We start from the raw sequence: 13,972 nt of genomic DNA, 5'->3' as shown, positions 1-13,972 counted from the left end.
AATTGAGAAGAAAATATTCCTAAGCCCCGAAGGGGTGACATCCACCAGTGCAGGTCGCAGGCCTGCACGTGAATGTTATGCACACCACAGATAATCCCATTCATATTTAAAAAGCTCTATTCTTTATATTGTTTCGAAGACTGTAAAATAGTACTTTAACGAAAAATTTATATTTTCTGACACAGACGCGATCAATCTTGCGTCTTTACATTAATTGAATGTAATTCATATGAAAAAAATTTACCTGCTGTTATTTTCGATAGCCTTTCTCCAAAACTTTGCCAAAGCACAAGCCACTGAAACTTATTTTACATCGTACCCAACGCTTACCCCTGATGGTAAAACCGTAATTTTTAGTTACGAGGGCGATTTGTGGAAGGCTGATATTAACAACCCCGTTGCATCAAGAATAACGGCCATGCAGGGCGAGGAAACCAGGCCACGGGTATCTCCGGATGGAAAGTGGCTGGCGTTTTCATCAAACCAGTTTGGTAATAATGATGTATACGTGATGCCTATTGCCGGTGGTGAGATCAAACAGCTTACCTTTCACAGCGCAAGCGATGAGGTTGATTCATGGAGCTGGGATTCAAAGTCGGTCTATTTCACATCCAACAGGTATAACATGTTCAGCGAATATACAATTGGCTTGAATGGCGGTACGCCAACCCGGGTTTTTGGGAATTATTTTAATACCATTCATGGCGTGTTTGAGCATCCGCAAACCGGCGAGCTGTTTTTTAGCAACACCTGGGAAAGTTATATTTTTGAACAGCGCAAGCACTATAAAGGCGCGTATAATCCGGATATCCAGTCATACAATCCTAAAACCAAAGCCTACAAACAATATACAGACTGGGCAGGTAAAGATTTTTGGGCATCACTTGACCAAAAAGGTAATATCTATTTTGTATCAGACGAAGGCAATAGCGAATATAACCTGTACACATTTATTGATGGTAAAAAAACAGCCCTTACCCAGTATCCCACCTCAATTAAACGGCCTTTTGTAAGCGCCAATGGCGAAAAGGTGGTGTTTGAAAAAGATTACCAGCTTTATATATATGATGTGGCATCAAAGCAAACACAAAAACTGAATTTCACCATCTCGCGCAATGATGTGCTTGGCAAACAGAACGAATTTGATGTGAAGGGCAAAATTGAAGCGATGGATGTATCGGTAGATGGAAAGAAAATGGCTTTTGTAAGTCGTGGTGAGCTTTTTGTGAGCGATGTGGAAGGCAAATTTATAAGCAGGATTGAGCGTGGTAATACCGAGCGGGTTACCGATGTAAAATGGCTGCCTGATAATAAATCGCTGTTGTTTAGCCAGACACTTGGCGGTTATACTAACTGGTACACCATTGCTGCGGATAAGCCGGGGAAGGAAAAACAAATAACCAGCGATAAGGCAAGCAACAGGGCAATAACTGTAAATAAAGAACATACCAAAGGTGTTTATTTGAGTGGCAGGAACGAGGTGAGGTTGATTGACCTTAAAAGTTTGGAAATTAAAACAGTTACTACTGATGAGATCTGGGGATTTGAAAATTCGCAACCTTTTATTTCGTCGAATGGGGAATATGTGGCGTATACCGCTTATCGAAATTTTGAGCAGGATATATTTATTTATGGGATCAACTCAAACAAAACAATAAACCTTACCAATAGCGGGGTAACGGAAACCCAGCCATATTGGTCGCCGGATGGGAAGTATATTTATTTTACTTCGGCACGTACGCAACCAGCGTATCCTACAGGCGGAGGCGATGCTCACATTTACCGGATGCCGCTTCAAAAGTTTGATGACGCATTTCGCATGGATAAATTAAGGGAGTTGTTCAAAGAAGAAAAGAAGGACAGCACAAATAATAAAAAGGATAAGGACAAAAAAGTAAACACAAAGAAAAAACCGTTGTCTGAACAGCCTGTACCAAAACCACCTGAGGATATTGTGATCAATACGGACGATATTATGAAGCGGCTGGAGCAGATCAGCCCGGATTTTGGCACCCAGCGATTGCCAATTGTAATACAGAAAGGTGAAAAAACGCTGGTGTTTTTTGTGTCCAATCATGCCGAAGGCAAAGGGGCGCTGTACCGAACAACCATCCAGCCATTTGAGGATAATAAAACGGAAAAGGTTAGCGATGATGTGCGCGGCTATGATATTGTTGCGGCAGGCGATAAATTTTATGCCTTGGCTGATGGCAATGTATACACCCTGAATATCGACAATAACAAAATGGATAAAATAGACATCGGCTATAAGTTTGACCGGAATCTTTCCGGTGAATTTAAACAGATGTTTGACGAAGCCTGGGCCGGGCTGGAAGAGAATTATTATGATGGCGATTTCCACGGAACCGACTGGAAGAAAATGCACGACCGCTACAGCGTTTACCTGCCCTATGTAAACAACAGGGCAGATCTTCGGATCCTGCTGAATGATATGCTGGGCGAGCTTAACTCCTCGCACCAGGGCTTTTTCTCGAACGGAAGCGAGGAGCATAAAACCCTGAACTATACCACCATGGAAACAGGCGTAATATTTGATAATGATGACCCTTACAAAGTGGCAACAGTACTAAAAAATAGCAATGCCGACAAAGCTGGGATAGATGTAAAGGCCGGCGACCGCCTGAAAGCTGTGAACGGACAGCTTGTCGATGAAAAACAAGACAGGAATATTTACTTTACCAAGCCATCGCAGGATAAAGAGATAGAATTAACTTTTGACCGTGCTGGTAAAGAGGCAGTGGCAAAACTTCACCCGGAAGAAAGCCATTCATTAACTGATGACCTTTACGATAGTTGGATAGATGCAAACCGGGCCGCGGTAACCGAAAAAAGCAAGGGGCGGATAGCTTATTCATACATGAAGGATATGGGTAGCGGTTCGCTGGAAACATTTTTGGAGGATATGGTTGATGACGCCTACAAAAAGGATGCGCTGATATTGGATCTGCGTTACAATACCGGTGGTAATGTACACGATGCCGTGCTTAGGTTTTTATCGCAAAAGCCATACCTGCAATGGCAATATCGTGACGGGAAAAAGAGCCCGCAGCCCAATTTTGCCCCATCAGGAAAGCCGATAATACTTTTGATGAATGAACAAACGTTAAGCGATGGCGAAATGACGGCACAAGGCTTTAAAACTTTGGGACTGGGCAAGATAATTGGTACGGAAACCTACCGCTGGATAATTTTTACCAGCGGGAAAGGCCTGGTTGACGGCTCATTTTACCGCATCCCGGCATGGGGGTGTTTTACTTTGGATGGAAAAGATATTGAGAAAAACGGTGTAAGCCCGGATATTTATGTGAAAACCAGCTTTACTGACAGATTGGAAAATAAAGATCCGCAGCTTGACAGGGCGATTGAGGAGATAATGAAAGAGTTGAAATGAACACGATTTAGGGATTTGAGGGATTGACAGGATTGAATTTTTATTTGTTAAGCATCCTGAAAATCCCTAAAATTCTTTAATCGTGTCTATATTTGTGGCATGGAACTTCACCTTTTTGACAAACAGGTTTATACAAATCGCAGAGACGTTTTAAAACAAAATATTGGGCATGACGGCATCATCCTGTTAATGGGTAACGAGGATAGCAGCATGAATTATAAGGATAATACCTACCTGTTTAGGCAGGATAGCAGTTTTCTTTATTATTTCGGGCTGGATACGCACGGACTGGCAGCCATTATTGATACCGATACAGGCGAAGAAGTGATCTTCGGTAATGAACTGACCATTGATGATATTGTTTGGACAGGCACCCTGCCAACTGTTAGTGAAATGGCAGGCATGGTTGGGGTTACACAAACCAAATCTTACGATCAGATAACGCATTACATTCATAAAGCCATGACATCGGGCAGGCAGGTGCGTATTTTGCCGCCTTATCGCCCCGAAAATAAAATTAAGCTGGCAGCCTGGCTAAACACCAGCCTGGCTGATATTGCCAAATACGTTTCTGTAAAGCTTACAAAAGCTGTAATTGCACAGCGTGTAATAAAAACGCCGCTTGAAGTGGCTGAACTGGAAAAAGCGGTAAACATTAGTGTTGATATGGAACTGGCGGTTATAAAACATACCCGCCCCGGCATTAAGGAATATGAGCTGGTTGCCAAAGCTCACGAAGTTGCCATTGCAAACAACGCACATTTAGGCTACCCGGCAATCATCACTACTTACGGACAAACGCTCCACACCCATTATTACGGCAATACTTTACAGGAAGGCCGGATGGTGTTAAGCGACATTGGCGCTGAAAACGCCATGCATTACGGCGGCGACCTTACCCGTACTTTTCCCGTTGGCAAAAGCTTTACCAATAGACAAAAGGAATTATATAATGTGGTGCTGAACTCCATGGATCATGCTATCGGCATGCTGAAGCCGGGTGTGCGTTATAAGGATATTCACCTGGCAGCCTGCCAGAAACTGGTTGAAGGGTTAACAGATGTTGGCATTATGAAAGGGGATGCTGCCGAAGCCGTTGAAGCAGGCGCGCATACCATGTTCTTTCAATGCGGCCTGGGCCATATGCTGGGGATGGATACCCATGATATGGAAGACCTTGGCGAGCAATATGTTGGCTATACTGATGCACTTAAAAAAGAAACCTCCATATTTGGGCTTAAATCATTGCGCTTAGGCCGTGAGCTGGAAGCCGGGTTTGTGCTTACGGTTGAACCGGGGATCTATATTATCCCCGAGCTGATTGACCGCTGGCAAGCTGAAAATAAATATGACGATTTTATCAATTACGATGTGCTGAACACCTACCGCGATTTTGGCGGGATAAGGATTGAGGATAACTTTTTGATAACCGATACAGGAAGTAAGCTGCTTGGTAAATACTTGCCGAAGACGTTGGGGGAGATAGAAGCTCTAAAAAGCTAACACCCCTTTGTCATTGCGAACGAGGTACGAGTGAAGCAACCCCGTAGCTATACAAAGCGAATAGAACAGTGTAGACCTTGCAATGCGTAAATGCATAGCTACGAGGTTGCCGCGCTATCGCTCGCAATGACATAGTTTAATAATAATAATGAAAGGTGTGCTATTTCTTCACCAAATACTTTGCCTGCAATTGCTTAACAAACCTTAGTCCGCGTTTTAGGAGGCTGCCTTTGCGGTTTTTGAGGAAATGCCTGATTGCGGCATAAGCTTGCTGATCCTCTTTTATTTCGGTTGGGAAATGTTTGATGGCGGCTTTGGCTATGCGCACCTGGTACATGCTCTCTTTATTTGAATGTACGCCGCTGCCATCGTTACCAATATTTTGAATAAGAGAGGTGGACGGATTTAAAGTTAAACCACCTTTTAAAAATATAGAAGCGTACCAACGGATGGCCCACGAATCGTTTTTGCCAGCCTTAAATCCAATCAGCTGTTTCCAGAAATTCATGGTGCCGTTGATGGAAAACTGGTCGGTTTTATGTTTGTCGAACTGGTTAAGCAGCACGTCCACATCGTCCTCAAAATCTTTCCAGGCACGGGCCCAGGTTGCCCAGCCCCAGCTGGTAGCAGCGCGGAAGAAGAAGGTTTGCGGCAGCTTTTTATCAGCCAGCTCATACATGTAGGCGCCAATGTGCATTACCTTTTCTTCAGTGGCATAATGGGTTAAGGCTTCATTAAAATATTGCAGGGTGTGGGGCGATGAAAGCAGGTCATCCTCAAAAACAATGATCTTGCCATATTCATTAACCAGTTGGGTAACGCCGCTGATGATGGAATTTGCAAGCCCCAGGTTTTCTTTACGAAGAATTATTTTAACCGATTTAAAGCCCGATACCTCTTTGATCAGTTGCCTTACCTGCTCAACTTTTGCCTTGTCATCATCCGTTTTCGGGGCATCCGAAAATATGAACAGCCGGGATTCATCCGCCAGTAAATTTTTTTGCAAATAATTTAAAGTGCGGCGCGTATGCTCGGGCCGGTTGTAAACAAAAAGGGCTATCGGGGCAAGGTTTTGCATTTATATTGGCAGATCAGAATATTTCGAGATGTTGGTCGGCTTTTTTACAAAGAACGGTATAAGCGTTTGCTAATTGTTCGTTCAGCTTTTTACCGAAAATTTTCCCAAGGCTGTTTTTAACGGTGTACTCCGCTGTGATCTTCAGATCGGTAATAACGCTTTTGGATTTCTTTTGGTTGATATAGGTATTAAAGCGGGTTACCTCGGGTTCTATCATTGATGTCAGGTCATCCTCAACAACAAATCCTTCGGTACTTAATAAATAGCGCAGCGAGGTTGGGGTATAAACATTGATATGCCCGTAAGCAAGAAAGTGTTTTATCCTTGTATCAACCCCCGTACGATAATCTAACGGTACCTCAATAACATAATTGCGGGATACCCGTTTTAGCTCGCGCAGCAAAATGCGCTCATGCTCAACATGCTCCAATACATGTGAAAGGATGATCAGATCGAAACTATTATCGGCAAATGGCAGCTTGTAGCCATCAAACAACTGAACCGATCTCAGATCTTTTATATCCCTTATTTTGATATGCTCTACACCGCTTTCTGAGATCTCAACTGCGTGGTATTCAGGCGCGAAATCCTGGTCGGCAAGGAGCCTTAAGATACTACCATCTCCGGCGCCTACTTCCAGTACTTTTTTAAAGATGCGGCCCCGGCAAACATCAATAATATGCTGCGCCTTGTATTTAGCGCCAAGCATCCGCCATGCCTCGTCGTGCTTTTGATAAAATTCGTCGTATGCAGTTTTAACATTATCGCTGATGGCAGATTGTTGCATGGTGTTGCTTAATTGTTCAGAGTTCAAATTTAGACTATTGGCAATTAAAACGGGTAAAGTTTTATTTATTTATGCAGGGTATTAAGAGGTATGCCATGTTGAGGTGTAAAAGTATTCAGATTCAACAGGATTTTCTATTTAGGATAACAAATCCGTCCGTCCGTTCTTTTACCCATAGCCCCCCGAACGGACGGACGGTTTAGCCATTCCTTTTTTCCTGGTACTTTATCCGCCTATCAATCACCTGGAAAACTATACCCATTTCTTTGCCGGTTTCTTATCCGTTTGTGGCTTATTAACTGTTTAGTTCTACCAGGTAAGAATTTAGCTGATCAGGTGTAACAACCAGTTGTTGGGCTTTAATTATGGGTATTCGTATAATTTAATTATTTATTACAGGCTGGTTATTTTCCAGGTGATAAGCTATGCGGCTGTTTTTTTTACTGGAAAATAAATGAGTTTTTTAGATAATATCCCTCCTATAACCCTTTTTATAAAGGACCTTGTCTGCTATTTAATAAGAAGACCTGAGTGCTATGGTTGTTGGGTGTTCGTTTGTTCGGGGACCAAGGGCTTAGCGGACGAACGGACGCTTTTGAAGCTTGAAATAGCTGGAGGCTTATGCTTAGTACAAATATAAAGAATTTTATTTATAATAAAGAATTATCTTTATGTATTATTGGGAACATGTTAAAACTTAGGACAAACAGCAGCCGGGTTAACCGGGCTCTTGCGGAAAATATAGACCAACGAAAGCTCAAAACCGCCCTGTCCGTTTGTTGCGCTTTTCAGGGCAGATGTATTAAAATCATAGCTTAGGCCGATAACGAGGTTTTTAAGGTGATAGCCTACATCGGCAACTGCGGCATCGCCAATGCGGTACATGCCGCCGAGTATCAGTCCATTATCATCCTCAAACTTTAATTCGGAATAAACGCCCAATGCTTTTACTGTGTTTGTTTGCTGGCTGATATAAATAGCGTGGGGAATAACATCCCAATCGTCAGAAGCTTTGATCTTAACACCCGCATGGGCGGTAAAGCGAACAGGCAGCCTGCTTTGTATAGCCCCGGTTGTAAACGGGTCTTTTGGCGAGGTAAGGTGTGCAACACTTAGGCCGGCAAATACATTTGCGGTGTGGATAGGGTCGCCGTCATAATAAAATATGCCTGCGCTGGCATCAAACACGGTTGCGCTGGTTGTTGCAAAACCTTCAAAACTGGGGGTATTTGGGTCGTAGCCTATAATCGGATTATACTGATCGTCAAACTGCAGCTTGCTGGGGTCAAAGCTGCGGTTAATTATACCGGCCTGGATACCAAAGTGCAGCTTTTGTGTGCCATCGGCAGATATGGCTATACCGTATCCATAAGAACCGTAGGCCGCAAAATAATTATACCCGGCAGTACCTGCCGACTGGTTTAAAATATTGAAACCAAGGCCAGCCTTTTCACCCGATCGGAAATCCAATGAAAGCGCACTTGTTTTATAGCCGTTGGGGATGCCTGTCCATTGGTTTTTAACATTGGCATTAATACGGGTATCGCCATCAATAACTCCTGTTAGCGCCGGGTTTAGCCACAGCGGATTAGCATAATATTGCGAAAAATGAGGATCTATCTGCGCTTTTACAGCACTGATCAATCCAAATTGGAGTATAATTGATGATATGAATAGAATTAATTTCTTCACCGTAATAATGTAATCGTTCCTTTTTTCTTCACCTGTTGCCCATCGTTCATAATGGCTTCCAGGTAATACACATACACACCTGCCGGCTCAGTTTTTCCTTTAAAAGTTCCATTCCAGCCGTTTTGCTGACTTTGCGAAACGTATAATAATTCGCCCCATTGGTCATAAACATAAAACTTAAGGCTTTTTATATTTTCGTTATGCACATATACAACATCATTTTTGCCATCGCCATTTGGCGTAAATGCATTGGCAACAAAGATCTGATCGATAAGCGGATTGGTGGCTGTGCCGGTTACGGGTGCTGAATTACTGCTAAGCTGGCATGAAAATCCCCCGGTTGCCCGTACTATAATGGTAACGCTTTGCCCTATCTGTAAACCTGTAACAGTATGTGTTGTACCATTGCTGCCCGAGCTTGGAGCGGTAAATGTTTGGCCATTATCTGTACTTACCTCATAGCCAGTGGCCCCTGTCACAGAGACCCACCAGAATGTTATGTTGGGTGCAACTGCAGACTCGACGCTTACCACAGGAGTGGGTAACTGTTGTATTACCTGCACCTGTGCCGATGCACGCACGGCAGGAACGCAGCTATTTGCAACTTCGGCATAATAAGTTGTATTTGCTGTAACTGGCGGGGTAATAAAACTATTTCCGGTGTACAAAATGTCAGTGCTTGTTGGGGTAGCAAACCAGTTTATATCGATAGTAGGGTCGGTATTATCTGACGTGATAGTACCCGGTTCGCCGGGGCAAACATTAGTTCCGGTGAGTTTTACCTGCGCCAGCGGAATAGGTGAAACATTTACCGGGGTGCGGGTTGCTGAAACACAACCTGAACTATTTACTGCTTCGGCGTAATAAGTGGTATTAGCATTAATGGACTGCGTTGTAAAAGTGGTATTAGCTGATGCCGGTGCTCCGCCTGTAGCGGTAGTGTACCAATTATAAGTATACCCGGGTTGTGGGTTTGAAATAGTCAACACGGCCGTTGCGCCCTGGCAGGTGGAAACAGGGTTTGTTACCAGCGCGGGTGCAGCAGGCAAAGGGTTAACCGTTACTGTGGCGCTTGCTAAAACAGGGCTTGAGCAGGTACCGTTTGAAGCTTCTACATAAAAAGTTTGGCTGGCAGTTAAAGGATCGGTTATATAAACCGGCCCGGTAAACAAAATAAAATCTTTAGTGGGCGTAGTGTACCAAAAATAAGTTAAGGCAGGATCAGGGGAAGCTACAGAAATGGTTGCTTTATTACCTGAGCATATTGGCGCCACCGGGTTTGCGGATATATTGGGGGGGCTGTTTATTATAGTGAATTTTACTATGTTGCTTGATAACGGAACCGTGCAGGCGCCAGACGTTACGTTACGGCGTAAAGAGGTAGTTACACTTATGGGCGGCGAATCATAATCAATTGAATTTGCGCCCGGAATATCTGTCCAGTTGATACCATCTAATGAGCTTTGCCATTGGTATATGTAGGTGTTAGGCCCATCGCCAACTGAAGGGAAGCCACCTGGAATAATTGCCGGATCAACGCTTGTACAAAATGTTGTTGTTAACGGAGAGCCAATTGTATTAACGGTTAACGGAGGGGTTATTTTAATTTTGACAGAAGTGCTTATTAAGGGAATACTGCAAGTTCCCGACTTGACCACGATGCGGTGATAGTACATAGTAACACTTAAAGAGGGCGGAGTATAATCTTTACCTGAACCGTTAAGTGCAACAGGACTGAAAGTTGTGTTATCTGTAGAACTTTCCCATTGATAAGTATAGTTGAGGCCGTCGCCGCCTGTTGGTGTGCTGCCAATAATAGCACCAGGGATTCCCGATCCGCAAAACGCGCTGGGCGTCGGTGGGGTTAGAATATTATTTGCCAAAGGCGGTTGTACGATTATTTTGACCGGGTTACTAAATGATCTTACATTACAAGCCCCTGAAGTTACAGCACGCTGATACCACGTTGTGGCTGTTATTGCAGGCGGGTCATAGTTTTGGCCGATGGCCCCGGTAACGTCACTAAAATTAATACCGTCTGTAGAAATCTGCCATTGATAATTATAGGTAATGTCGTCCCCGCCTGTGGCAGGGGCCCCCGTAATATTTCCGGGATCTCCGCCGGCACAAAAGATGACGACCGAAGGGGGCGTTATCGTATTATTAGCTAAAGCATTTTGTACAGTAATTTTAACGGAGTTACTAATTGACTTTGTGATACACGCGCCGGAGGTTACAATACGTTGATACCACGTTGTGGCTGTTATTGCAGGCGGATCATAGTTTTGGCCGATGGCCCCGGTAATGTCACTGAAATTAATATCATCTGCAGAAATCTGCCATTGATAATTGTAGGTAATACCGTCGCCTCCTGTGGCAGGATCACCTGCAATATTGCCGGGGTCGCCGCCTGCGCAAAAAACGCTGATCAAAGGGGGCGTTATCGTATTATTAGCTAAAGCATTTTGCACAGTAATTTTAACAGGGTTACTAATTGACTTTGTGATACACGCGCCGGAGGTTACAATACGTTGATACCACGTTGTGGCTGTTATTGCCGTTGGATCATAACTCTGACCAATGGCCCCGGTAATATCATTGTAGTTAGTACCATCTGTTGAAATCTGCCATTGATAATTATAGGTAATGCCATCGCCTCCAGTAACCGGATCGCCTGCGATATTTCCGGGATCGCCGCTTGCACAGAAGATGACAACGGAAGGGGGCGTTATCGTATTATTAGCCAAAGCATTTTGTATAGTTATTTTAACCGGGATGCTAATTGATTTTGCAATACACGTACCCGAAGTTACAACCCGTTGATACCATGTTGTGGCTGTTATTGCAGGTGGATCATAACTCTGACTAATGGCCCCGGTAATATCACTGTAATTAGTGCCATCTGTTGAAATTTGCCATTGATAGTTATAGGTGGTGCCGTCACCTCCAGTCGCAGGATTGCCTGCAATATTTCCCGGGTCGCCGCCTGCGCAAAAGGTAACCGTTGGAGGTGCTGTTATTGTATTGCCTGTAATTGGCGTTGTTGGGTTTACTGTTAGATCAGTATATGAATCCCAGGTTACAAACACACCTACGGTTATACTTCGCCTGAAAGTATAAAGCTTTGGCGCGTTTAGGTTACTTGTTAGTACTGCGGTTTGATAATCAGGGTTTGTATTGGCGCCAGGGGCTGGTGACCATGTATTTGTGACAGCATCAAGCACTTCCCATCCGAGAATGCCCGCAGGTGTGGGAGGATCTCCAGGTATTGTTGTTTGTGTTCCGGCACAGATAGGTGTAGCCGTTCTGGCCTGCAATACATTTACTGAATAGAAAGTAAGCCCATCCACTATGTAAGGTTGAGCAGTTGTAAAATTATTTGGAACACCCGAGCCTGGGTTAACGGTAGAGGTTGGAAGATCCAATGTTATTGTTGGTACCAATGCAGTAACGTTTGTACCTGCGTGTACCGCTATCCCAATAGAATGATTAGTTTCATCAATTACTTCGGACCCTATTTGTTGTGGGATTTTAAAGGCGATAATATGCCCGGGAGCCGGTCTTTTTATGGGAGATTTTTTGCCGGATCTGTTAGCCTTCACCGGCTTTAAATAACCTGCATCGGCACAAAAACATAGCGATATAAAAAGTACCAGCAGTGTTAAATAACGGGTGCTTTTTTTTATCATAGCTAAATAAAACGCTTTTGGGTATATGTGCTCAATAGTTATCAATTAGGATTCCTGTTAAAAAGTATATAAAGCTATCATAACACGGCCTATTAAAAAAACATTTTTTCGCGTTCCGATACTTTTTTAAAGGAAAATAAATAAAAACAGGCAACTATTAACATCGGGGAATTTATTTATTAATATTTTTATTGAGTCTACCCTATGACAGGAAAAATTTAAGTATAGCGCTCCCCAATTAAATTACATCAAATATATAACTTAAAGTTAAAATGAGCCTTTTTATTGATCGGAAAAGCTTTTGCCTCGCCTAATACTCTTTATCATTTCCAAGTCTGTAAAGATTATTTTAATTTGGCGGAATGTTTAGTTTGAAGAAAGCGCTTTTAAAATATTTACCCATTCATTATTTCCAATCATTAACTTCTTACTCACAGGAGGGAGAGGATATGGTTTTATATTCATTTTTTGAGGGCCGAAAAAAATATAAAGGCTTTTATATTGATGTAGGCGCCCACCATCCTTACCGGTTTTCAAATACATTATTTTTCTACAAAAAGGGTTGGAAAGGTATAAATATAGAACCTACTCCAAAAGCCATTAAAGCCTTTAATATTTTCAGACGAAGAGATATCAATTTAAACATCGGCATCAGTAGTAAAAAGGGGAAGCTGCTGTTTTATTGTTTTAACGAACCTGCTTTAAACGGCTTCTCGAAAGAGCTTTCGCAGGAGAGAAATGATACCTCAGCTAAATATAAAATAATTAAAGAGATTGAAATTGAAACCCTGCCGCTTGCAGAGGTGCTGGATAAATATGTACCCGAAGAACAGAAAATTGACTTTTTAACAATTGATGTGGAAGGGTTTGATTTGCAGGTTCTGAAATCAAATAACTGGCTTAAATATAAGCCCTTGTTTATCCTGGTAGAGGACAGGATAGATTTTAATAATCTTACAAATTCCGAAGTGTATAAATATTTGGAAGAGCAAGGTTACCAGTTAGTTGCAAAAACGCTGAGAACCTTGTTCTTTAAATATAACAGTTAGTGCTTTTTATATCTCTGTAAATAGTTAACGCCATTAGGTACATCTTTTCTCCATATCACCAGGGAGTCTGCAGTAACCTTTTGTACCTCGAATGATCTTTCATTTGATGTGCTTTTGTCTAATACCAATTGGCATGCATCGTTAATTTCCCAAACCCCATTTAATGAAACTCCGTTGCTTATCCTGTTATAGGTATTATCTGCATTTAATGTGAAAAATCCGTCGGGATATTGAACACTGGTTGAGTATACACCTGAGCTATTAAAGTATTCACTTTCAATAACGGTATTATCCCATCTGAACAATAATTTTGCAGTTTCGGGACACCTAAACGAAACATAGTGCTGGGTGTAAACAATATTATTATCCTTACGATGAAGCGTAAGTGAGTCGGTACTAAGCTTCAAAACATCAAATTGCCTTTCTAACGGAGTTCCCTTATCAAGCAAAAGCTTGCAGCTATCTGTAATATCCCACACCCCGGTTAATGGCACACTATTGCTCAAAACATTGTAGGTAGAGTTGGCACTCAACTGGAAATAACCTACAGGATAAATAAATGATTTGGACGCGATTGCTCCTGTGGAATTATAAGTATCAATCTCAGTAAAGGTATTTGACCATTTTTTAAAGTAATCCATCTTTACATCATAAAGACAGGATTTTTTTAAGTGATCAATGGCGTCAGCCTGTTTTTGGCAGGAATACAGCGTTGATAATGCTAAAGCAAAGATTATTAGATTGGTAATTTTTCTTATCATG

Annotated in this window: 8 protein-coding genes; 3 read left to right on the top strand and 5 right to left on the bottom strand. The window is 42.6% G+C overall.

Going from position 1 to position 13,972, the window contains the following annotated elements; genetic code table 11:
• Positions 1-229: 229 nt before the first annotated feature.
• Together BUE31_RS20505 and BUE31_RS20500 are read left to right on the top strand one after the other, a co-directional pair.
• Positions 230-3,412: a S41 family peptidase gene (locus tag BUE31_RS20505; protein WP_073405714.1), complete on the top strand. Its 3,183-nt coding sequence runs from the start codon at positions 230-232 to the stop codon at positions 3,410-3,412.
• A gap of 99 nt (positions 3,413-3,511) precedes the next feature.
• The gene (locus tag BUE31_RS20500) at positions 3,512-4,915 is read left to right on the top strand and encodes an aminopeptidase P family protein (RefSeq protein WP_073405713.1); all 1,404 of its coding nucleotides are present in this window, start codon (positions 3,512-3,514) and stop codon (positions 4,913-4,915) included.
• 160 nt (positions 4,916-5,075) lie between these two features.
• On the opposite strand, the gene BUE31_RS20495 is transcribed toward BUE31_RS20500, so the two are convergent.
• The 4 genes from BUE31_RS20495 to BUE31_RS20480 form a co-directional block, all read right to left on the bottom strand.
• Positions 5,076-5,993, bottom strand: a complete 918-nt coding sequence (locus tag BUE31_RS20495) for a glycosyltransferase family A protein (protein ID WP_073405712.1) — start codon at positions 5,991-5,993, stop codon at positions 5,076-5,078.
• Between the two features lie 13 nt (positions 5,994-6,006).
• Entirely contained in the window at positions 6,007-6,807 is an 801-nt protein-coding gene (locus BUE31_RS20490) for a class I SAM-dependent methyltransferase (RefSeq protein ID WP_234997880.1), read from the bottom strand.
• A 663-nt stretch (positions 6,808-7,470) separates the two neighbouring features.
• Positions 7,471-8,472 (bottom strand): PorP/SprF family type IX secretion system membrane protein, encoded by a 1,002-nt coding sequence (locus BUE31_RS20485; RefSeq protein WP_073405710.1) that lies wholly within the window; start codon positions 8,470-8,472, stop codon positions 7,471-7,473.
• Positions 8,469-12,161 (bottom strand): Ig-like domain-containing protein, encoded by a 3,693-nt coding sequence (locus tag BUE31_RS20480; RefSeq protein ID WP_143167198.1) that lies wholly within the window; start codon positions 12,159-12,161, stop codon positions 8,469-8,471. Before BUE31_RS20480 ends, BUE31_RS20485 begins: the two co-directional genes overlap by 4 nt.
• A gap of 362 nt (positions 12,162-12,523) precedes the next feature.
• Between BUE31_RS20480 and BUE31_RS20475 the strand changes: the two genes are divergently transcribed.
• Entirely contained in the window at positions 12,524-13,210 is a 687-nt protein-coding gene (locus tag BUE31_RS20475; RefSeq protein ID WP_073405708.1) for an FkbM family methyltransferase, read from the top strand.
• Here BUE31_RS20475 and BUE31_RS20470 read toward each other — a convergent pair.
• Positions 13,207-13,971 (bottom strand): hypothetical protein, encoded by a 765-nt coding sequence (locus tag BUE31_RS20470; protein ID WP_073405707.1) that lies wholly within the window; start codon positions 13,969-13,971, stop codon positions 13,207-13,209. The genes BUE31_RS20475 and BUE31_RS20470 overlap by 4 nt on opposite strands.
• Between the last annotated feature and the right edge of the window lies 1 nt (position 13,972).

The organism is Mucilaginibacter sp. OK098, from assembly GCF_900142915.1.
Lineage (GTDB): Bacteria > Bacteroidota > Bacteroidia > Sphingobacteriales > Sphingobacteriaceae > Mucilaginibacter.
Note: the sequence above shows the minus strand (reverse complement) of the source record. Positions and strands in the feature narration are given on the sequence as shown.